Origin of the sequence: Saccharomonospora cyanea NA-134 (genome assembly GCF_000244975.1) — a bacterium.
Taxonomy (GTDB): Bacteria; Actinomycetota; Actinomycetes; order Mycobacteriales; family Pseudonocardiaceae; genus Saccharomonospora; species Saccharomonospora cyanea.
The window spans coordinates 986,624-1,008,021 of sequence record NZ_CM001440.1; the positions used below are offsets into that span (position 1 = coordinate 986,624).

Below are 21,398 nucleotides of genomic sequence, written 5' to 3' on the forward strand. Positions count from 1 at the left end.
GCCCATGATGGCCCCATGACCGAAACCGACGCCGTCGGCCCGGTCGATCCCAGGCCGCGCAGCCGCGAGGTCACCGACGGCCTCGAACGCACGGCGGCCCGGGCCATGCTGCGGGCCGTGGGTATGGGCGACGCCGACTTCGCGAAACCGCAGGTGGGAGTCGCGTCCTCGTGGAACGAGATCACGCCGTGCAACCTGTCGCTGCGCAGGCTCGCGGAGGCGAGCAAGCAGGGAGTGCACGCGGGCGGCGGCTATCCCCTGGAGTTCGGCACGCTGTCGGTGTCGGACGGGATCAGCATGGGGCATGAGGGCATGCACTTCTCGCTCGTGTCGCGGGAGGTCATCGCCGACTCGGTGGAGACGGTGCTGGAGGCCGAACGGCTCGACGGTGCCGTCCTCCTCGCGGGATGCGACAAGAGCCTGCCGGGGATGCTGATGGCGGCGGCCCGTCTCGACGTCGCTGCCGTGTTCGTCTACGCGGGCTCCACGCTGCCCGGCCGCCTCGACGGCCGGGAGCTCACGATCATCGACGCCTTCGAGGCCGTCGGTGCGTGCTCGCGCGGGCTGATGAGCAGGGAGGACGTCGACCGGGTGGAGCGCGCCGTGTGCCCCGGCGAGGGTGCGTGCGGCGGCATGTACACGGCCAACACGATGGCGTGTGCCGCCGAGGCTCTCGGCATGGCGTTGCCGGGTTCGGCGAGCCCGCCGTCGGTCGACCGCCGTCGCGACGGCTTCGCCCGCGCGAGCGGCGAGGCGGTGGTCGGGCTGCTGCGCCGTGGGATCACCGCGCGCGACGTCCTCACGCGGGAGGCGTTCGAGAACGCCATCGCGGTGGTGATGGCGCTGGGCGGGTCGACCAACGCGGTGCTGCACCTGCTGGCCATCGCCCACGAGGCGGAGGTCGCGCTGTCGCTGGACGACTTCTCGCGGGTCGGTGACCGGGTGCCGCACCTGGCGGACGTGAAACCGTTCGGGCGGCACGTCATGACCGCCGTGGACCGGGTCGGCGGTGTGCCGGTGGTGATGAAGGCGTTGCTCGACGCGGGTCACCTGCACGGCGACTGCCTGACAGTCACCGGGAGGACGGTGGCGGAGAACCTGGCGGAGGCGGCGCCGCCCGAGCTCGACGGGACGGTGATCCGCGAACTGTCCGACCCGATCCATCCCACCGGTGGCGTCACGATCCTGCACGGAACCCTCGCGCCGGAGGGCGCCGTGGTGAAGAGCGCGGGGTTCGACCGGACGCGGTTCGAGGGCCGAGCGCGGGTGTTCGACGGCGAGCAGGCGGCGATGGCTGCACTGCCGGAGCTGTCGGCGGGCGACGTCGTGGTGATCCGCTACGAGGGGCCGCGGGGCGGGCCGGGCATGCGCGAGATGCTGGCCGTCACCGGGGCGATCAAGGGTGCGGGGCTGGGCAGGGACGTGTTGTTGCTGACCGACGGCCGGTTCTCCGGCGGCACCACGGGGCTGTGCATCGGCCATGTCGCACCGGAGGCCGCGCACGGCGGGCCGATCGCGTTCGTTCGCGACGGCGACCCGATCGTCGTCGACCTGTCGAGCCGGACGCTCGACCTGCTGGTGGAGGACGCCGAACTCGCGCGGAGACGCGACGGCTGGAGCCCACCGGGGATCGAGCACCGTGGCGTGCTGGGCAAGTACGCACGGCTCGTGCGCTCGGCCTCCGAGGGCGCGGTGTGCTCGTGACGTTCAGGCGCCCAGTTTCTCCTCGATCCACCTGACCCCGAAGTCGACCACGTCGGCTGCCTCGAACAGATGGCTGCGTGCGGCACCCACCTGGCCCGTGTGCCCGAAACCCGCTTTCAGCAACTCCTCCGCGATCACGCCGAACGGGTCCTCGTCCGACCCCACGACGGGCGAGTAGTCGAAGGCGCCGTTCTCGGAGTCGATGTCGCAGAACCGCCGCCACACTCGCTCGCCGTCCACCTCGATGGGCATCTCGTAGGAGACGAAGATCTTGTTCGGGGCGTCGGCGAGGGCCTCCGCGTGGTGCAGCAGCGTGATGGTGTCCAGCGGTGCGCCGAGCAGCAGCACCCGGCCGCCGACCTCCGTCAGCCGGGCGAGCGGACTGCCCGGGCCGTGCGGGTCGTCCCACGGGTGGTCGGCCATCAGCTCCTCCGCGCGCGACCCCAGGGCGGCGAAGCTCACGTCGGGATGCCTGCTGCGCACGGCGCCGGGCCAGCGGCGCAGCGCCTCCGGTAGCCGGCCGTTGTCGTGGTCGGCTTCGCTGAGCTCGGGGTGGAAGGCGGGGTGTTCCGCCCGGATCCGCTCCTGCCACTGCCGGGGCCAGGTGAGGAAGTCGTACGGCGGTGCGTCGTTCCAGCCGCACGTGACCATCAACGTCCCTCGTGGACCGACCACGTCCAGCAGCGCGTGGACGAGCGTGGCGGGCCCGCCCGCGACGTAGCCGAGCGCGGACAGGCGAGTGTGGAACATGACGGTGTCGCCCTCTCGCAGACCGAGGGCCGCGAGGTCGGCTCCGATCCTGCTGCGTGTCACGGGGCCGCCGGAGCGGCGGAGCAGGGCGAACTCGTCCATGGTGCGGAGTGTATTCCCCGACCCGACCGGATGAATTCGATTTTCCGGCTCCGGACACGCGCTCCGGCAGCACGGTTCTGTCCGCCCCCGCTGATAGTCAGTTGTCACCACAGCACCGCACACGGGGAGGCAGCATGGTGAAGGCACTGGTGGCCACGTCGGTGACGCAGGGCTTCCGGGACAACGACTACCACTGGTGTGTCGACGGGGAGCTGGTGTGGATCGCGCCGACGTGTTCGAAGGACCGCGACGATCCCGACGGCGGTTGCGGCTGCGGGCGCGGCTTCGCCGGGTTGTCGTCCCATCGCGCCACCACCACCGCGATGGTTCGCACCCTGCACGGCATCAGCCGCGAGGACTACGTCATGGTGCTGCGGTCCAGTGTGGAGGAGCAGGGCTACGACATCGTCGACGTGGAGGGGCTGGCCGACTCGCTGCTCGACCTGGTGGCGGACCTTCCCGACGGTGCCGTGCTGGAACACCGGCTGGACTACGTGCAGGTCAGGCAGGGGGTTCCGTGACGTCCGCCGTCGGGCCGTGCGCACCGGCCAGCGCGGGCAGCCCGTCGATGCTGTAGGAGTTCCTGCGCCGCTGGTAGTCGGCCACGTCCTCGGGTGTCCGGCGAGCGTTGTGCCGGGTGAGCAGGTCGCGGTCGCCGCGGTAGGACATCAGTGGGACCGAGAAGCCGCAGGAGTCGCTCACGCGGTCCACGGTCACGTCGATGATCGCTCGCAGGGCCGGAGCGGGCTCGATGTCGAAGCGGGCGAGCAGTTCGGCGAATCCGGGCGAGCCGGGCAGGACGGGCACGCCCCTGCCGTGCAGCCGGACCACGTTGGGCGGACCGTCGAACGCGCAGAACATCAGCACGATGCGGCCGTTGTCGCGCAGGTGCGCGATGGTCTCGGCGCCGCTGGCCGTGTAGTCGAGGTAGGCGACCCGGTGGTCGCCGAGGACGGTGAAGCTGCCCGAGAGGCCCTTCGGCGACACGTTGACGTGTCCGTCGAGCGCCGCCGGGGCCGTGCCGACGAAGAACACCGGCTGGGACAGGAGGAAGTCCCGCAACCGCTCGTCGATCCGGTCGTGCAACTTCATACGTGTCCTCCCCCGGTTCGTCGCTGCGATTCTAGGGTGAGTCGCCTCGGCCGTCGACGTCGTGACGAACGCGTGCGTTGGCGTGCGGAACTGTCACGGTGCCGTCACCGTCCTGGCGAGCGGCGTTCCTAACTTGGCCGTCGATCAAGATCGACAGCCGCAGGGAGCAGCCGATGTCACTGGTAGCGGAGCAGGCACCGCCACGGCGTGAGGTGCCGGGCCCCCGTCCCGGGCGCCCGAGAGGCCAGATGTGGCGTTGGCCTGACGTGCTGTCGGTGGTCGGCGGTACCGCGGCCATCGGGTGGCACGCGACGTTGTACGGCAACTGGCTCATCGACGACGCGGCCATCACCTTCGCCTACGCGCGGAACGTCTCCGAGGGACACGGCCCCGTGTTGCAGCCCGGGGCGGAGCCGGTGGAGGGCTTCTCCAACCCGACGTGGCTGGTACTGCTCGTACTCGGCCGCATGGCCGGCCTGTTCGACCGGGGAACGATCGCGGGCGTGCCCGACTACGTGCTGTTCCCCAAGGGGCTGGCACTGGTGTGTTGCGCGGGCGTGCTCGTGCTGTGCCACCTGGTCTTTCGCAGGGTGTCACACAGAGCGTGGGCGGCGACGGCGGTGGCCGGGGCGTTCCTGGCGTCCGTGCCCTCGTTCGTCATCTGGTGCTTCTCCGGACTGGAGAACTCCCTGTACGCGCTGCTGGTGGCGGGGCTCGCGTCCGTGCTGGTGCGCGCAGCGCTCGACGGCCGACTGCTCACCGGGAAGGTGACCGTCGTCGCCGGAGTCCTCGCCGCGCTCGCCGGGCTGACGCGTCCTGACGGCATGATCTACGTCGCGGCGTACCCGATCGTCGCCGTGCTCCTGGTGAGAGGCCGATGGGCCGTCCTCGGTCGCCGGGTCGCGACATCGGTGCTGGTGTTCGCCGTGCCTGTGGGCGCCTGCGTGGTGTGGCGACTGCTCGTGTTCGGCCAGTGGTTGCCCAACACCTCGGTCGCCAAGAAGCAGGACCTGCCCACGCTGGTCGACGTGGTGGCGTCCGGGGAACTGGTGGCCTACGCGGGCGCGCCCGCCGTGCTCGCCGTCGTCGCGGCACTGGGGGCGCTGTGGCCGCGGCGACCGTGGTGGTGGCCCGCTCTGGCCGTGCTGCTGACGGTCGCCGGGCTCGCCGTGACGGCGTACTCGGTGCTCGAACGCGACTGGATGGCGCAGCACCGGTTCGCCACGCCGCTGTGGGTGGTGGCCGCGTTGATCGGCACGCTCGTCGGTGCGGAGCTGCTCCGGCGGTGCCAGGCGCCGCGGTCGCGTGTGGCGGTGTCGACGGTACTCGCCGTCGTGCTCGGTGGATCGCTCGCCTCGCATGTGGAGAACGCGCTGGAGTTCCGCGACAACGTCGACGTCCCGGCGTGCTACGTCGCCGACCGGCTGGGACGGGGATTCAACGCCTACGCCGACACACTCGGGATCGAGGAAGGCTCGGTGCTGCTGCCCGACCTGGGTGGTTCGGCGATGACCAGTCGTCTCCGGCTGGTCGACATGGCGGGTCTCGCCGAACCGAGGATCGCCGCCCACATCCACGACCGCGACATGGCGGGGCTGCGTGACTACGTCTTCGAGGATGTCAAGCCGACGTTCATCCACTCGCGGGGGCCGTGGAGCGCGGGCAACGGTGTTCCCTCCGATCCACGACTGGCCCGCGACTACCACGCGCTCTACCTGTACGCGGGGGACGATCCACCCAACGGCGACTGGGTCCGTAAGGACGCGGTCACCGACCCGGCGGCCCTGGAGCGGGCGCGGGAGTACGCGAGGACGGAACTCGCCGGGGTGGATCGGGCTTCCGGTGGATGGGACACGCGGCACTGCGGGGAGACACTGCACGTGGGGCAGACCACGGTCGGCCGGCTCGTGCTGGAGTGACTCAGTCCTTCGCCGTGCCGGTGTGGCCAGGCGGGGTGCGGGGCAGCGTCACCGTGAACACGGCACCGCCGGCTCGGGTGACTTCGATACGTCCACCGTGGACGGTGACGTTCTCGACGGCGATGGCCAGCCCGAGTCCGGTCCCTCCGTCGGTGCGGGCGGCGTCGCCCCGGACGAAGCGGTCGAACACCGCGGGCAGGAGGTCGTCGGGAACACCGGGGCCGTGGTCGGCCACGCGGAGCACCACCGTGTTCGGGTCGGTGCCGCCGACCTCCACGGTGACCGGAGGCGCGCCGTGCACCAGGGCGTTGGTGATCAGGTTGCTCAGTACGGTGTGCAGCCGGCGGGGGTCGGCCACCACGGTGGTGTCACCGGTGACACGCACCGTGACATCGGAGTCCGGGGCGACGAGGGAGACGACGTCCTCGACCAGTTCGGGCAGCTCGCACCGGTCGGGCCGCAGCTGTGCCGTGCCCGCGTCGAACCGGGAGATCTCCAGCAGGTCCTCGACGAGTCGGGCCAGCCTGCGGGTCTGTTCGCCGAGCAGCGAGGCCGACACGGCACGGGTGGCGGGGTCGTCGAGACTGTCCACGGACGCGACCATGGTGGCCACCGGCGTGCGCAGGTCGTGTGCCGCGTCGGCGATGAACCGTTGCTGCTGCCGGTCCTTGGCGTGCAACTGCGCGATCACCGTGCCGAGGCGTTCGGCCATGTCGTTGAACTCCCTGGCGAGTTCGGCGAGTTCGTCGCCGCCGCGGACGGGCAGCCGGACGTAGAGCTCGCCCGTCCCGAACCGCCGTGCCGCCCTCGCCGCGGCACGCACCGGTCGTTGGGCGAAGTGCGCGGCCTGGAGCGCGGCTCCCGCCGACAGGACGGTCACCACCACGGCCACCACCGCGAGGGTGTGCCGCAGAGCCGAAAGGTCGTCGTGCAGCCGGCGCATGCTGTACTCCTCGACGAGCACGAGGTCCGGCTCGACGAGCCCCGCCACCAGGTACACCGGGTTGCCGTGCCGGTCCGGGAACTCCGTGGAGGCGGTCGCACCCGTGCGCGCACGGTCGACCAGCCAGGCCGGGACGACCAGCGACTTCGACCGGACCACCGCCTGCCCGTCCGCGACCGAGTCCGAATAGACACCGCCGACCGGGACGGGACGCTTGCCTTCGACGGCGAACTCGTAGAGTGCCCAGTGCATCCCCTCGCGTTCCCGCACGAAGTGAGTGACCGTTTCGAGCCGGTTGCCGCCCGGATGTTGGTGGACTCGTGCTCTGGCCTGCTGAAGGTCGGAGGCGAACCCCACGTCCGCCGCCAGGGTGAACCGTTCCGTGGAGGAGTCGGCCTGGAACCGGTACACCATCAGCGCCATGACCGTGGTCCCCGCGGCACAGACCACGGCCACGACCACGGCGATGCGAGCTCGCAGGCCGAGCGGACGGCGCCTGCGCGTACCGAGGCGACGCGGCTTCACGGTTTCGTCAACCGGTAACCGAGGCCGCGGACGGTCCTGAGCAACACCGGGTTGGCCGGATCCTCCTCGATCTTCGCGCGCAGCCGCGCCACGGTGGCGTCCACGAGCCTGGAGTCGCCGACGTAGCCGTAGTCCCAGACCCGTTTGAGCAGCGACTGTCTGCTCAACACCTGTCCCGGGTGGTCGACGAACTCGAACAGCAACCTCGTCTCGGTGGCGCTGAGGCTCAGTTCCTCACCGTGTCGGGTGACCACCATCGCGGCGCGGTCGAACTCCAGCGACCCGATCCGCACCACCGGATCACGCGTCGAGGACGGGGCCGCCCGGCGCAGCACGGCCTTCACACGGGCGTCGAGCACGCGCGGTTCGACGGGCTTGACCACGTAGTCGTCGGCCCCGCACTCCAGCCCGGCGACGACGTCGATGGCGTCACCGCGGGCGGTCAGCAGGATGATCGGCACGGTGAGGGCGGCCCGGACGCGGCGACACACCTCGAAGCCGTCGACTCCAGGCAACATCAGGTCGAGTACCACCACGTCGGGCACCACGCGGTCGTCCAGCAAGGTGCGCAACGCCGCCTCACCGGAGGGGTTCGTGGTCACCTCGTGTCCCAACCGCCGCAACGCGAGGCTGAGCGCCGTCGCCAGCGCGGTGTCGTCCTCGACCAGCAGAACCCTGGGCATGGGGCCGCAGCTTAGCGGCATCGGACGACCGCGCCCGGAGTCGTGCGTTACGGTCGGCCGGGGAGGTGCGGGCATGGTCACCGGAATCCCCGGGATCCCCAGAATCGTCATCGCGGCACCGGGCACCGGGCACGGCAAGACGAGCGTCGCCACCGGGTTGATGGCGGCGTTGCGTGCCCGTGGGACGGCGGTGTCCGGACACAAGATCGGCCCTGACTTCATCGACCCCGGCTACCACGCGCTGGCCACGGGCCTGCCGCCCCGCAACCTCGACCCGATCCTGCAGGGACGAAAGCGGGTCGCGCCGTTGCTGGCGCACGGGGCTCGCTCGGCCGAGGTGGCCGTGATCGAGGGTGTGATGGGCTTGTTCGACGGCGCTCTCGGCACGCGGGGCCGTGCGTCCACGGCACACGTCGCGGCACTGGTGTCGGCGCCCGTGGTCCTCGTGGTGGACGCGTGGACGGCCAGCCGCAGCATCGCCGCGACGGTTCTCGGATTCGCCCGTTACGACCCCGGCGTCCGGCTCGCCGGTGTGATCCTCAACCGGGTCAACGCGCGGGCTCACGAGGACGAGATCCGCGAGGCGCTCGAGCCGACCGGCATCCCGGTGCTGGGTGTCCTGCCGTACGACGAGTCGCTGCGGGCTCCGGACCGGCACCTCGGGCTGGTTCCGGCCGGGGAGCGGGGTGCCGACGCGCGCACCCTCGTGTCCGGACTGGCCGCGTGGGTGGAGTCTGGAGTGGACCTCGACGCGATCGTACGGGTGGCACGGTCGGCGCCCACCTTGCCGGCTGCGGTGTGGGATCCGGCCGAACACGTGCCCGCCGGGCCGCGTCGGCGCGTGGTGGCGGCGGCGTCGGGTGCGGCGTTCACGTTCCGCTACACCGAGACCGCGGAGTTGCTCGACGCCGCGGGTATCGACGTGGTCGATCTCGACCCGCTGCGCGACGAGGTGTTGCCCGAAGGCTGCGCGGGCCTGTACTTCGGCGGGGGGTTCCCCGAGGTGCACGCGCGGGAACTGTCGGGAAACGCCAGGCTTCGGAGGACCGTCGCGGACGCCGTGGCGCGCGGCATGCCGGTGGCGGCCGAGTGCGCGGGCCTGCTGTACCTGTGTCGCGAGCTCGACGGGGCGCCGATGGTCGGCGCGCTCGACGCGGTGGGCCGGACGACCGGCGGTGGTGGTCTCGGCTACCGTGACGCCGCCTCGCCCGGCGACTCGCTGCTGGCGGTGCGGGGCCAGCGGGTGAGTGGGCACGAGTTCCACCGCACGGTGGTCGAGCCGCGCCACGGGCCGCACCCGGCCTGGGAGTGGGAGGGCGGAGCGGAGGGTTTCGCGTCGCCGAGCCTGCACGCCTCCTACCTGCACGTCCACTGGGCGGGCCACCCGGAGGTGGCGCGCCGCTTCGCCTCGGCCGTGTGGAACTGGCCGGACCGCCCGAACGAGTGACGCCCAACGCCGTGTCCGCAGGCTGTGCGCGGGTGTTCGCAGGTGACGTTCCCACCCCGCTTCATGGCGTACAGGAAGTGCGGACACGCGTACGAGAGCTGCGGACACGGCGTCAGGGGGACGGGCCCGGGCCCGGGAACCACCAGCCCGGGCGGACCTGGCGGTCGCGGTGGATCGTGGGCGGATTTCCTTCCTCGTACGGCTTGACGGCGTACAGCGCGCCCCACGGCTGGCCGGGGTCGCCCGCGAGGTAACTCGGGATCTCCGGTTTCGCCGCGACCTCGTCGAGATTGCCGAGAACACCTCCCGCGGCGGCGCTCGCCCAGCCCGCCTCGTCGGCGAGCGAGCCGGCCGTGAGGTGGTAGTCGGGCAGCTCCAGCACTCCGTCCCGGATCTTCATCGGCGTCAGGCACGGGTACACGAACGAGGCGGGCCAGTCGATGTAGACGGTGGAGTCACCGACCCGGTCGGTCAACGTCGTGAACGACGGCGCGCGCGGTGCGGTGACGGCCACCCAGCCGTCGTCGGTGAGGTCGTCGTCCACCGCGGTGATCCTCACCGCGTCGGCCTCGCGCGGAACGTCCGACAGCGACAGGCGCGCGTCCTCCCACAGGCCGGTTCCCGCGCCGGGAGCCAGCGCGGTGCGGGTGATGAGCTCCTCGACACCGTGCGGGGCCTGCCGTCCGAACTCGACGTCCACCCCGGTGGCTTTGCCGGGCGGCGAGGCGACGGCGACGACGACCTGCGCGGAGCCGTCGCCCCCGCTGTCACGCGGCAGCCGGTACCACGGGGAGTCGAGCCGTCCGGTCGGTGTGGCCGCCTGGTCGTGGCTGCTCCACATCGGCGTGGTCTCCGCGGTGAACCCGTGTGGGGGGCCGTCGATCGGGTCCTCCGCGGAGGTGGGGCGGGTGTGGAAACCGGTGCCGGATGCCGTGCTGCCGGACAGCGGGGAGAGCACGCCGGCCGCCGGGTCACGTTCCACCATGACGTGGTCGCCGAGGCCGCAGTGGTCGCCGGTGAGGTGGGCGAGGTTGGTGGCTCCGAGGCTGTAGGTGCCGCGTTGCTCGATCATGGCCTTGACCATGCTTCCGATCGTGGCCAGTACCACGGCCCCGCACACCACGACGACGGCCGCCGAGCCCCGCCACAGCGCCGTACGGGGCCGTTCCGGTGGTGGCGGTGGGCCGGGACGCTGGGCGCGGACGTTCTCCGCGAACGCCACCACACCTGCCACGAAGGCGGCGAGTGTCAGCAGCGTGGACAGGGTGATGCCCCCGAACTCGGGCGGCCGGTCGAACCACGGCACGCCGACCTGCGACACGAACCAGTAGGAGTTGGGCGCGGTCGCCGAGACGGCGGCGACGAGCAACAGGCCCGCCACGAACGCCGCGTGGTTGCGCCGCGACCGCAGTACGGAGGCGCTGGTGGCGAGTGCGGTCAGGGCGGCCATGGCCGCGCCCACGGCCGCGAACGCGCCGAAGTGGTGGGTCCACTTGGTCGGGGTGAGGGCCAGCAGCACGAAGAACAGTGCCCCGGTGCCGATGAGGCGACGGCTGGGGCCCAGCGCCGCGCCGGGGATACGGTCGCGTCGCAGCAGCACGGCGAGACACGTCACCGTGCACAACACCAGCAGGAGCACGGGGAACCGCCGGGTCAGCGAACCGTCGGCTCCCTGGCTGAACAACAGCTGGTAGCGGGCGAGTTCCTCGAACCACGACATGCTCGGCCCCACCTCGTCGCGCAGGCGGATCGCCTCGGACACGCTCGGAGGCGTCTGGTCGGCGAACACGGCGAGCAGCACGAGCGAGCCGGAGGCGAACACCGGAACCAGGGTGGCCGTCCAGCCGTGCCCGGCATGGTGGCGCAGCAGGCGGAACAGGGGCCGGGCGGCCACCAGGAACGGGGCGACGGCGATCAGACCGGTGGGTGTGGCGGCGAAGGTGAACGCGGCCGCGCCGACACCCAGGCACACGGGCAGCAGCCTGCGGGTGGCCAGCGCGTACTCCACGGCCCACAGCGTGAGCAGCGAGCCCAGCACGGCCACCGGCTCGGGGCGCACGCCGTTGTCGTAGGGCAGCCACCAGACGCAGAACACGGTCGCGGCGGCCCACCCCGCCGCGCGACTCCGGCGCACGGGCACACCCAGTCGCGGCAGCACCTTGCGGCTCAGCAGCAGCCAAGCGGCCACCCCGAGAAGGAACGACGGCAGGCGGATCCACGGAGGCGCGGCGCTGAAACCCGCCAGGAGCGCGTAGACGTGGTAGAACCAGCCGAACGGCGCTTCGGCGACCCCGAACCAGCGGTGGTAGTTGGTGAGGTATCCGGCGTCGTCGGCGACCCTCGCCATGGTGAGGATGTAGCCGTCGTCCGACGTGACGGGGCCGATGACGACCCACGCGGCGAGCACGCCGACCACGGCCACGTCGCGTCCGGTGGGCCGCCACCGGCCGTGGCCCTGCCTGCGTGGGACTCGGCGGCCGAGGACGGTGTCGCTGCGGGCCACCGCCGCCAGGCAACCGAGCGCCGCGACGACGCCGAGCACCGCGACGGCGAGCTTCACGGTGGTGGGCGACGACTGGTAGCGCGTGTCCGGTGTGATCGACACGGTGAGGCCGGCCACCGGGTCGCGGGTACCGTCCAGATCGGAGTAGACGCCCACGATGCGGGGCCGGACGTCGCCACCGACGTGATGGACGACGGCGTCGCCCACGGTCAGCGTGGTGGCACCGGGATCGGAGCGCAGCCCGACGGAGCATCCCCGGTCGGGCAGTGTCGTGCGCACGACCTGCTCGCCGCGATGGACCGCGAGGAGTTCACCGTCCCGCACGGTCAGTCGCAGTCCCACGCCGCTGGCGTCGCGGGCGGGTGGGATCGTGGACAGCAGCAGCGCCGGGCCGGACGTGCGGGCGTCGAGCGAGCGGACCGCGGCGCAGGGTAACTCCGCGGAGGTGTCCAGCGCCCAGTACGACGCCAGCGGCGCGTTGACCGCCGTGGTGTCGCCGCCGACCGGCCAGGTGATGCGGGCGGTCTCCTGCACCACCGGAAGGAACGGGAACACGACCGCGGCGAGCACCGTGACGAGCCCCGAGATCACCGCCGACCGTCGCCAGGCCCGCATCCGGGACCGGCCCGTCGCGGTCCCGGATGCGCCGTCCGGAGTATCCGGGAGCGTCGAGGTGGCGGAGTCCATCAGTCCTCACGCTAGCCCGAGTGGCCGTGGCGGCCCGGCCGACGAGTCACCCTCCCGTGGGTCAGGCCGGAACGGACAGCACGACGAGGACCACCACGGTGGTGAGTTCGACACACGCGCCGAGGACGTCGCCGGTGAGCCCGCCGAACCGGCGGACGGCGTGCGCGAGCAACACCGCCGCGCACGCCCAGCCGAGGACCGGCGCCAGGAAGCCGTGCCACCAGGCGATGCCCGGCACCACGGCGCAGGCGAGGAGTCCACCCGAGACCAGCGCCCCAGCCACCCACGGCGGCACGGTGCCCGCGACCGCCGCGCCGAGCCCGTCGGGGCGGGCCGAGGGCACTCCCCGCACACAGCACAGCGGCAGCACCGCACGTCCCGCCAGCACCGCTGCGGCCACGGCGGGCACACCCACGCCCGCGGTCACCGCGCCCGCGAGAGCCGCCACCTGGCCGAGCAGCACGAGCACCAGGGTGACGACCCCACTCGGGCCCACGTCGCCGCGCCGCATCACCGCCAGTGCGCGGTCCCGGTCGTAGGAGGCGGCGAGGCCGTCGGCGACGTCGGCCAGCCCGTCGAGGTGCAGGCCACGGCTGCCGAACGCCACCGCACCGATCGCGGCGACCGCCGTCACGAACGGGGGCAGGCCGAGCCACGTCCCGGCGAGAACGGCCAGCACCGCCACGCCTGCCAGCGGGAGCGCGGCCAGCGGCGCGAGCACCATGGCCACGGCGGCCACGCGGCGGTTCACCACTGACGGCGCGGCGACGGGCAGCACCGTCAACGTGCCCACCGACATCAGCACGCCGTCCCGCAGAACGGGGGAGTTCCGCCTCACGTCGCCTCGGCGAGGGTGCTCATGCCCGCGAGCACCGCTCTGGCGGCGCGGAGCACGGGCACCGCCTGCACCGCGCCGCTGCCCTCGCCCAGGCGCAGCCTCAGGTCGAGGATCGGTTCCAGGCCGAGCGAGGCGAGCCCGAGCCTCTGTGCCGGTTCGGTCGAGGCGTGCCCGGCCAGCCACCACCGCGCGGCGCCCGGGGCGATGTCACGGGCCACGAGTGCCGCGGCGACGGAGAAGACCCCGTCGAGCACCACCGGGGTCGACCGCACGGCCGCCTGCACCAGGAAGCCGGCGGTCGCCGCCGCGCACGCGCTGCCGAGCGCGGTGAGCCGGTCGAACGGGTCACCGACCCGGTCCCCGGCGCGGCGCAGTGCCCGGTCGACCACCGCCACCTTGTGAGCGCGTCCCGGCTCGTCGACTCCGGTGCCGGTACCCACGACCTCCCGCGCGGGCAGGCCGAGCGAGGCCCCGGTCAGCGCGGCGGCCACCGTGCTGTTGCCGATACCCATGTCGCCGGGCACGAGCACGCACGCCCCGGCGTCGATCTCCTCGTCGGCCACGGCCCGGCCCACGGAGAAGGCCCTCTCGGCCTCTCCCGGTGCCAGCGCGTCCTCCACGTCGACCGAGCCGGAACCGCGTCTCACCTTGCGGGCGACGACCTCGCGCGGCACGTCGTCGAGCTCGGCGTCGACGGCGACGTCCAGCACCCGCACCCGCGCGCCGACCTCGCGCGCGAGCACGGTGACGCCGCTGGTGCCCGCGCAGAACACGCGCACCATCGCCGCGGTGATCTCGCGCGGGTACGCGGACACACCCGGCGAACCCGGCGCCGTCCTCGACACGCCGTGATCGCCCGCGAACACCACGACGCGCACGTCGTCCAGCGGACGCGGCGGTACCGTGCCGTGAGCGCCGCACAGCCACGCGGCGAGCTCCTCAAGCCTGCCGAGCGAGCCGACAGGTTTGACCAGCTCGTCGAGCCGCCGTCGCGCCTGGTGCTCCGCCGTCGCGTCGGGCAGCGGCACGTGGATGGGCGCCGCCGTGCTCACAGCCGACCTCACAGGTGCATCACCCGCCCCGCCACGACGAGCCGCACCGAGTCCGAACCCGCCGCGACGGCGGTGTTGAGAGCACCCAGTACGTCCCGGAACACGCGACCCGAGTGCGTGGCGGGAACGACGCCCGAACCCACCTCGTTGCTGACCGCCACCACGGGAACGGTGGTGGCGTGCCAGGCGTCGACGAAGTCCTGCAACCGCTCGTCCACCGCGTGCTGCCAGCCGGACCGCTGCTCCCACGCGCCCGCTTCGTCGAGCACCCGGGTCAGCCAGGTGCCGAGGCAGTCCACGAGCACCGGCGCGGTGGTGGACCGGAGCACGCCCGAGATGTCCATGGTCTCGACCGTGCGCCAGTGGGCGGGCCGCCTGGCGCGGTGGGCCGCGACTCTCGCCGCCCACTCCGGGTCGGCGTCGCCGGGAGGTGCGCTGCCCGCCACGTAGACCACGTACCGGTACCGCGACATGAGCTGCTCGGCGTGTCGTGACTTGCCGGATCGGACCCCGCCCAGGACGAGCGTGCGCGGACCGCCACGTGCGCGACGGCCGTACTTGCGCAGGAGCAGGGCCCCCTCCTCCAGCCGTCCGGCCACGAACTCGGTGACCCGCCGCCTCGGATCAGTCATCATGGTCGGACATTCTCGCCCACAACACCGGTTTTCCGCTGCCGTCGCGGGCGAAAGGCGACGTTTGTGCCTTTCGCCCGCGATGGTCGGCACGGGTCAGGCGATCGGCCGGTCGGTGGGTGAGATGGGAGCGGGCAGCACGTCGCGCCCGGTGAGGTAGGCGTCGACACCCGCCGCGGCCGAGCGCCCTTCCGCGATCGCCCACACGATCAGCGACTGGCCACGCCCCATGTCACCGGCGACGAACACCTTGTCCACGCTCGTGGCGAACGACGCGTCGCGGGCGACGTTGCCGCGGGCGTCCAGCTCGACGCCGAGCCGGTCCAGCAGACCCTCCCGCTGCGGGCCGACGAACCCCATCGCGAGCAGCACGAGCTGAGCGGGCAGTTCCCGCTCGGTGCCCTCGACAGGCACGAACCGGCCGTCCTCGCGCCGCACCTCGACCAGCCTCAGCGCGCGCAACCTGCCCTCGTCGTCGGCGAGGAACTCCTGCGTGTTCACCGAGTAGAGCCGCTCACCGCCCTCCTCGTGCGCCGACGACACCCGGTAGATCATCGGGTAGGTCGGCCACGGGTGTGCCTCCGACCGCGCCTCGGGCGGCTTCGGCATGATCTCCAGCTGGGTCACCGAACGCGCGCCCTGCCGGTGTGCGGTGCCGACACAGTCGGCGCCCGTGTCACCACCGCCGATCACGACGACGTCCTTGCCCGCCGCGTCGATCGGCGAGGCCGCCAGCGCACCGGAGGCGACCCGGTTGGCGAACGGCAGGTACTCCATCGCCTGGTGTACACCGGGCAGTTCCCGGCCGGGCACCGGCAGGTCGCGAGCCGCTGTCGCCCCACCGGCCAGGACCACCGCGTCGTGGCCCGCGAGCAGCTCGTCGACGGAGAGGTCCACACCGACGTCCACACCCGTGCGGAACTCCGTGCCCTCCGCCCGCATCTGGTTCAGCCTGCGGTCGAGCCGGAACTTCTCCATCTTGAACTCGGGAATGCCGTAGCGCAGCAGACCGCCGATCGCGTCGGCGCGCTCGTAGACCACCACGTCGTGGCCCGCGCGCGTCAACTGCTGCGCCGCCGCCAACCCGGAAGGGCCGGAGCCCACCACGGCGACCCTCCTGCCGGTTCTCGTCTCCGGCGGCTGCGGGGTGACCCACCCCTCGTCCCAAGCCCGGTCGATGATCGAGACCTCGACCCGTTTGATCGTCACGGGGTCGTCGTTGATCCCCAGCACGCACGCCGCCTCGCACGGCGCGGGGCACAACGTGCCCGTGAACTCGGGAAAGTTGTTCGTGGCGTGCAGGCGCTCGATGGCGTCGCGCCAGTCGTCCCGCCACGTCAGGGTGTTCCACTCCGGAATCAGGTTGCCCAGCGGGCAACCCTGGTGGCAGAACGGGATGCCGCAGTCCATGCAGCGCCCGGCCTGCCCGGTGAGTTTCGAGGACTCGAACTCCTCGTAGACCTCCCGCCAGTCCCGGATACGGATGTCCACGGGACGGGACTTCGGGACCTCGCGTTCGGTGGTCAGAAAACCCTTGGGGTCAGCCATTGGCCACCTCCTGTGTCTTGCGGGGCACCCGCACCCGGTCGGCGGCAATGGCTGCGTATGCAGTGTCAGCCATTGGCCACCTCTGTGTTTTGCGGGGCACCCGCACCCGGTCGGCGGCAATGGCTGCGTATGCAGTGTCAGCCATTGGCCGCCTCTGTGTTTTGCGGGGCACCCGCACCCGGTCGGCGGGCATGGCTGCGCTGTGATTCTCAGCCATTGGCCACCTCCATGATCGCGACATTGACGTCCCGCCCCTCGCGCTCCGCCTCGGCACGCGCGCGCAGGACCCGCTTGTAGTCCTTCGGCATGACCTTCGTGAACCGTCCCAGCGCGGACTCCCAGTCGGTGAGCAGCGCGTGCGCCACCGCCGACTCCGTCTCCACGTAGTGCCGCTCGATCGCGTCGCGGAGGAACTCCTCGTCCTCGTCGTCCAGCGGATCGAGGTCCACCATGTCGGGGTTCACGCGGACGGGCCGCAGGTCGAGCACGTAGGCGACGCCGCCCGACATGCCCGCCGCGAAGTTGCGGCCCGTGCGGCCGAGCACCACGACGTGCCCGCCGGTCATGTACTCGCAACCGTGGTCGCCGACGCCTTCGACGACGGCCAGCGCACCGGAGTTACGCACGCAGAACCGCTCGCCCACCCGGCCACGGAGGAAGAGCTCACCACCGGTGGCGCCGTAGCCGATCACGTTGCCGGCGATGACGTTGTCCTCGGCGGCGAACCGGGCCTCCCTCGGCGGCCGCACGACGATCCGGCCACCGGACAGGCCCTTGCCGACGTAGTCGTTGCCGTCACCGACCAGCCGCAGCGTGATGCCCCTGGGCACGAAAGCGCCGAACGACTGGCCCGCCGTGCCCGTGAACGTGATGTCGATGGTGTCGTCCGGCAGGCCCGCACCACCCCAGCGCTTCGTGACCTCCGAGCCGAGCATCGTGCCGACCGTGCGGTTCACGTTACGCACCGGGAGTTCGAGCTTCACCTTGTCGCCGGAGAGCAGAGCGCCCTCGGCGAGTTGGATGAGCGTGTTGTCCAGCGCCGCGTCGAGCCCGTGGTCCTGCGCCACCACCTGGTGGCGAGCCGCGCCCGGCTCCAGTTCGGGCACGTGGAGGATCGGCGAGAGGTCCAGGCCGGACGCCTTCCAGTGGTCGACGGCCTTGCGCGTGTCCAGCAGCTCGGCGTGGCCGACGGCCTCGGCGATCGAGCGGAACCCCAGCCTGGCGAGGTACTCGCGCACCTCCTGCGCGATGAACTCGAAGAAGTTCACCACGTATTCCGCCTTGCCACTGAACTTGGCCCGCAGCTGCGGGTTCTGCGTCGCCACACCCACCGGACACGTGTCGAGGTGGCACACGCGCATCATGATGCAGCCCGACACCACCAGCGGGGCCGTGGCGAACCCGAACTCCTCCGCGCCGAGCAGCGCGGCGATCACCACGTCGCGACCCGTCTTGAGCTGGCCGTCGGCCTGCACCACGATGCGGTCGCGCAACCGGTTGCTCAGCAGGGTCTGCTGCGTCTCGGCCAGCCCCAGCTCCCACGGACCACCCGCGTGCTTGATCGACGACAGGGGCGACGCCCCCGTGCCGCCGTCGTGGCCGGAGATCAGCACCACGTCCGCGTGCGCCTTCGACACCCCGGCGGCGACCGTGCCGACGCCCACTTCGGACACCAGCTTCACGTGGATGCGCGCGGCCGGGTTGGCGTTCTTCAGGTCGTGGACGAGCTGGGCGAGGTCCTCGATCGAGTAGATGTCGTGGTGCGGCGGCGGTGAGATGAGCCCCACCCCCGGCGTGGAGTGCCGGGTCTTCGCGATCCACGGATACACCTTGCCGCCGGGCAGCTGCCCGCCCTCGCCGGGCTTGGCGCCCTGCGCCATCTTGATCTGGATGTCGTCGGCGTTCACCAGGTACTCGCTGGTGACCCCGAACCGGCCGCTGGCGACCTGCTTCACGGCGCTGCGCCGCTCGGGATCGTGGAGGCGCTCCGGGTCCTCGCCGCCCTCGCCGGTGTTGGACTTGCCGCCGAGCCGGTTCATGGCGATGGCCAGCGTCTCGTGCATCTCCTGCGAGATCGAGCCGTAGGAGATGGCACCGGTCGCGAACCGCTTGACGATCTCCGAGACCGGTTCGACCTCCTCGATCGGCACCGGCGGGCGCGCACCCTCCTTGAGTTCGAACAGCCCGCGCAGCGTCATCAGCTGCCGCGACTGGTCGTCGACGGCGCGCGTGTACTCCTTGAAGACCTCGTACCTGCCGCTGCGCGTGGAGTGCTGCAGCTTGAACACCGTGTGCGGGTTGAACAGGTGCGGCTCACCCTCGCGGCGCCACTGGTAGTCACCGCCGGTTTCGAGTTCACGGTGTGCCGCCCGCACGCCGTCGGCGGGGAAGGCACGGCGGTGCCGCTCGCTCACCTCGCGGGCGAGCAGGTCGAAGCCAACTCCGCCGAGCCGCGACGTCGTGCCCGTGAAGCACGTGTCGACGACCTCGGAGCCGAGCCCGATGGCCTCGAAGATCTGCGCGCCCGTGTACGAGGCGACGGTGGAGACGCCCATCTTGGACATCGTCTTGCGCACGCCCTTGCCGAGCGCGGTGACGAGGTTGCGTGTGGCCCGCTCGGGCGTGACGTCGCCCAGCCTGCCCTGCTCCGCCAGCTCCCGCACCGTGGCCATCGCCAGGTACGGGTTCACGGCCGCGGCGCCGTAGCCGATGAGCAGCGCGATGTGGTGCACCTCCCGCGCGTCGCCCGACTCGACCACCAGGCCCACCTGGGTGCGGCTCTTCTCCCGCACCAGGTGGTGGTGCACCGCGCCCGTGAGCAGCAGCGACGGGATCGCCGCGTGCTCGGCGTCCACACCGCGGTCGGACAGCACGATGAGCCGCGCACCGTCGGCGATGGCCTCGCTCACCTCGGCGCGGATCTCGTCGAGCCTGCGCACCAGCGCCTCGCCGCCGCCCGCGACCTCGAACGTGCCGCGCACCGTGTGCGAGGTGAACTCGGGCAGGTCGCCGTCGTCGTTGGCGTGGACCAGCTTGGCGAGTTCGTCGTCGTCCAGCACCGGGAAGGGAAGCACGATCTTGCGGCAGTGCCGGGGCCCGGCCTCCAGCAGGTTGGACTCCGAACCGAGCTGCGTACGCAGCGCGGTCACCAGCTCCTCGCGGATGGCGTCCAGCGGCGGGTTCGTCACCTGCGCGAACAGCTGGGTGAAGTAGTCGTAGAGCTGCCGGGGCCTGCTGGTCAGCGGCGCGAGCGGCGCGTCGTTGCCCATCGAGCCGATCGGCTCCGCGCCGGTGCGGGCCATCGGTTCGAGCAGTACCCCGAGTTCCTCGGAGGTGTAGCCGAACGCCTGCCTGCTGCGCGTCAGCGAGGCGTCCGACGGCACCTCACGGTCGCGTTCGGGCAACTCACCCAACCGCAACAGGCCGGCGTCGAGCCACTCCGCGTACGGGTGCTCGGCGGCGAGCTCCGCCTTGATCTCCGCGTCGTCGATGATGCGGCCCTGGGCCGTGTCCACGAGGAACATGCGGCCCGGTTCCAGCCGTCCCTTGCGGACGACGGAGGACTGGTCGAGTTCCAGCACCCCGACCTCGCTGGCGAGCACCACGAGACCGTCCTCGGTCACCCAGTAGCGCGCGGGGCGCAGGCCGTTGCGGTCGAGTACCGCGCCGATCTGCGTGCCGTCGGTGAACGACACCAGCGCGGGGCCGTCCCACGGCTCCATCAGCGTCGAGTGGTACTCGTAGAAGGCCCGGCGCGCCGGGTCCATCTCCTGGTGGTTCTCCCACGCCTCCGGGATCATCATCAGCACCGCGTGGGGCAGTGACCGGCCACCGAGGTGCAGCAGCTCCAGCACCTCGTCGAACGACGCCGAGTCGCTCGCGCCGCGAGTGATCACCGGGTACAGGCGGGAGAGGTCGCCGGAGAACAACTCGGACGAAAGCTGCGACTCGCGTGCGTCCATCCAGTTGCGGTTGCCCCGCAGCGTGTTGATCTCGCCGTTGTGGGCGATGTAGCGGTACGGGTGCGCCAGCGGCCACGACGGGAACGTGTTGGTGGAGAACCGGGAGTGCACGAGACCGATGGCACTGGTGACCCGCTCGTCGGTGAGGTCGGGGAAGAACCCCTCGACCTGCGGCTCGGTGAGCATTCCCTTGTAGACGATCGTGCGCGACGACAGGCTCGGGAAGTAGACGTCCTGCTCGGCCAGTTCCCGCTCGGCTCGCTTGCGGACGCAGAACGCCGCGCGTTCCAGCTCGAGGCCGGTCACCTCGTCGCGCTGCGGTGCGAGGAAGACCTGCGCGAAGTGGGGCATGGTGGTCGCGGCGATGGCGCCCACGTGATCGGTGTCCACGGGCAGCTCACGCCAGCCCAGCACGCGCATGCCCTCTTCGGCGGCGATGCGCTCGATGGTGGAGACCGCCCTGCCCCGCGCCTGCTCGTCGCGTGGCAGGAACGCGGTGCCCGCGGCGTAACCGCCGGGTTCGGGCAGGTCGAAGTCGGTGACCTCGCGGAAGAAGGCGTCGGGGAGTTGGATGAGGATGCCCGCGCCGTCACCCGTGTCGGGTTCGGCGCCACGGGCGCCACGATGCTCCAGGTTGCGTAGCGCCACCAGGGCTTTCGCGACGATGTCATGGTTCGCGCGGCCCGTGAGGTCGGCGACGAAGGCCACGCCACAGGCGTCGTGTTCGTACTGCTCGTCGTACAAACCCTCGGAAGGCGCCGAGGGTTTGCGCGGTGCGGGGCGGGTCACGGCTGGCGGCCCCTCCTCGTGCTCGGCACAACCGGGCCACGAGAGCCCCACCGGTGCGCTGTGACGTAGCGCACTGGTCGGCTAACGATTCGGCCCGATGTTGCGATGGTCAGTTCGAAAAGGTCGATGTCGCCACTCGCGCTTCATTGCGGAAGGTCGCGGACACATCGGGTGACCACACGGCGCTGTGCGGCGGCAGAGCATTGCGCGGTCCGTGGATCC

14 protein-coding genes are annotated in these 21,398 nt (G+C 71.7%); 4 read left to right on the forward strand and 10 right to left on the reverse strand.

Features of this window, described 5'->3' with window-relative positions; genetic code table 11:
• The first annotated feature begins 15 nt into the window (after window positions 1–15).
• Window positions 16–1,704, forward strand: a complete 1,689-nt coding sequence (gene ilvD / locus SACCYDRAFT_RS04825; RefSeq protein ID WP_005454119.1) for a dihydroxy-acid dehydratase — start codon at window positions 16–18, stop codon at window positions 1,702–1,704.
• A gap of 3 nt (window positions 1,705–1,707) precedes the next feature.
• On the opposite strand, the gene aac(3) is transcribed toward ilvD, so the two are convergent.
• Window positions 1,708–2,556, reverse strand: coding sequence for an aminoglycoside 3-N-acetyltransferase (gene aac(3), locus SACCYDRAFT_RS04830; protein WP_005454121.1), 849 nt, complete (start codon window positions 2,554–2,556; stop codon window positions 1,708–1,710).
• 134 nt (window positions 2,557–2,690) lie between these two features.
• Between aac(3) and SACCYDRAFT_RS04835 the strand changes: the two genes are divergently transcribed.
• Window positions 2,691–3,077, forward strand: coding sequence for a DUF7715 family protein (locus SACCYDRAFT_RS04835; protein ID WP_005454123.1), 387 nt, complete (start codon window positions 2,691–2,693; stop codon window positions 3,075–3,077).
• On the opposite strand, the gene SACCYDRAFT_RS04840 is transcribed toward SACCYDRAFT_RS04835, so the two are convergent.
• Window positions 3,058–3,648, reverse strand: coding sequence for a pyridoxamine 5'-phosphate oxidase family protein (locus tag SACCYDRAFT_RS04840; RefSeq protein ID WP_005454125.1), 591 nt, complete (start codon window positions 3,646–3,648; stop codon window positions 3,058–3,060). The two genes, SACCYDRAFT_RS04835 and SACCYDRAFT_RS04840, sit on opposite strands and share 20 nt — an antisense overlap.
• 173 nt (window positions 3,649–3,821) lie before the next feature.
• On the opposite strand from SACCYDRAFT_RS04840, the gene SACCYDRAFT_RS04845 reads away from it, so the two are divergent.
• Window positions 3,822–5,567, forward strand: coding sequence for a hypothetical protein (locus tag SACCYDRAFT_RS04845; protein ID WP_005454127.1), 1,746 nt, complete (start codon window positions 3,822–3,824; stop codon window positions 5,565–5,567).
• A 1-nt stretch (window position 5,568) separates the two neighbouring features.
• Here SACCYDRAFT_RS04845 and SACCYDRAFT_RS04850 read toward each other — a convergent pair whose 3' ends face one another.
• Both SACCYDRAFT_RS04850 and SACCYDRAFT_RS04855 read right to left on the reverse strand, forming a co-directional pair.
• Entirely contained in the window at window positions 5,569–7,035 is a 1,467-nt protein-coding gene (locus SACCYDRAFT_RS04850) for a HAMP domain-containing sensor histidine kinase (protein ID WP_005454129.1), read from the reverse strand.
• Window positions 7,032–7,718, reverse strand: a complete 687-nt coding sequence (locus SACCYDRAFT_RS04855) for a response regulator transcription factor (protein ID WP_005454131.1) — start codon at window positions 7,716–7,718, stop codon at window positions 7,032–7,034. Before SACCYDRAFT_RS04855 ends, SACCYDRAFT_RS04850 begins: the two co-directional genes overlap by 4 nt.
• A gap of 73 nt (window positions 7,719–7,791) precedes the next feature.
• Here SACCYDRAFT_RS04855 and SACCYDRAFT_RS04860 point away from each other — a divergent pair, with 73 nt between their 5' ends.
• Window positions 7,792–9,165, forward strand: a complete 1,374-nt coding sequence (locus SACCYDRAFT_RS04860; protein ID WP_005454133.1) for a cobyrinate a,c-diamide synthase — start codon at window positions 7,792–7,794, stop codon at window positions 9,163–9,165.
• Window positions 9,166–9,277: 112 nt separating this feature from the next.
• Here the strand turns inward: SACCYDRAFT_RS04860 and SACCYDRAFT_RS04865 are convergent, their stop codons facing one another.
• The 6 genes from SACCYDRAFT_RS04865 to gltB form a co-directional block, all read right to left on the reverse strand.
• On the reverse strand, window positions 9,278–12,355 hold the full coding sequence (locus SACCYDRAFT_RS04865) for an arabinosyltransferase domain-containing protein (protein WP_005454134.1): 3,078 nt from the start codon (window positions 12,353–12,355) through the stop codon (window positions 9,278–9,280).
• Window positions 12,356–12,416: 61 nt separating this feature from the next.
• Complete coding sequence (locus SACCYDRAFT_RS04870) at window positions 12,417–13,193, reverse strand: adenosylcobinamide-GDP ribazoletransferase (protein WP_005454136.1); 777 nt, start codon at window positions 13,191–13,193, stop codon at window positions 12,417–12,419.
• The gene (gene cobT / locus SACCYDRAFT_RS04875) at window positions 13,190–14,245 is read right to left on the reverse strand and encodes a nicotinate-nucleotide--dimethylbenzimidazole phosphoribosyltransferase (RefSeq protein WP_005454138.1); all 1,056 of its coding nucleotides are present in this window, start codon (window positions 14,243–14,245) and stop codon (window positions 13,190–13,192) included. Before cobT ends, SACCYDRAFT_RS04870 begins: the two co-directional genes overlap by 4 nt.
• 8 nt (window positions 14,246–14,253) lie before the next feature.
• Complete coding sequence (locus SACCYDRAFT_RS04880) at window positions 14,254–14,880, reverse strand: bifunctional adenosylcobinamide kinase/adenosylcobinamide-phosphate guanylyltransferase (RefSeq protein ID WP_005454140.1); 627 nt, start codon at window positions 14,878–14,880, stop codon at window positions 14,254–14,256.
• 93 nt (window positions 14,881–14,973) lie between these two features.
• Window positions 14,974–16,425 (reverse strand): glutamate synthase subunit beta, encoded by a 1,452-nt coding sequence (locus SACCYDRAFT_RS04885; RefSeq protein ID WP_005454142.1) that lies wholly within the window; start codon window positions 16,423–16,425, stop codon window positions 14,974–14,976.
• A gap of 209 nt (window positions 16,426–16,634) precedes the next feature.
• Window positions 16,635–21,176 carry a glutamate synthase large subunit gene (gltB, locus tag SACCYDRAFT_RS04890; protein WP_005454146.1) on the reverse strand — a complete coding sequence of 1,514 codons (4,542 nt, stop codon included), beginning with the start codon at window positions 21,174–21,176 and terminating at the stop codon, window positions 16,635–16,637.
• Between the last annotated feature and the right edge of the window lie 222 nt (window positions 21,177–21,398).

Bases quoted from the DNA above. Each gene is read 5' to 3' on its own strand.
- SACCYDRAFT_RS04855 (WP_005454131.1), bottom strand. From the start codon at position 7,718: ATGCCCAGGGTTCTGCTGGTCGAGGACGACACCGCGCTGGCGACGGCG.
- SACCYDRAFT_RS04835 (WP_005454123.1), top strand. From the start codon at position 2,691: ATGGTGAAGGCACTGGTGGCCACGTCGGTGACGCAGGGCTTCCGGGAC.
- SACCYDRAFT_RS04860 (WP_005454133.1), top strand. From the start codon at position 7,792: ATGGTCACCGGAATCCCCGGGATCCCCAGAATCGTCATCGCGGCACCG.
- SACCYDRAFT_RS04880 (WP_005454140.1), bottom strand. From the start codon at position 14,880: ATGATGACTGATCCGAGGCGGCGGGTCACCGAGTTCGTGGCCGGACGG.
- ilvD (WP_005454119.1), top strand. From the start codon at position 16: ATGACCGAAACCGACGCCGTCGGCCCGGTCGATCCCAGGCCGCGCAGC.
- SACCYDRAFT_RS04885 (WP_005454142.1), bottom strand. From the start codon at position 16,425: ATGGCTGACCCCAAGGGTTTTCTGACCACCGAACGCGAGGTCCCGAAG.
- SACCYDRAFT_RS04840 (WP_005454125.1), bottom strand. From the start codon at position 3,648: ATGAAGTTGCACGACCGGATCGACGAGCGGTTGCGGGACTTCCTCCTG.
- SACCYDRAFT_RS04865 (WP_005454134.1), bottom strand. From the start codon at position 12,355: ATGGACTCCGCCACCTCGACGCTCCCGGATACTCCGGACGGCGCATCC.
- SACCYDRAFT_RS04845 (WP_005454127.1), top strand. From the start codon at position 3,822: ATGTCACTGGTAGCGGAGCAGGCACCGCCACGGCGTGAGGTGCCGGGC.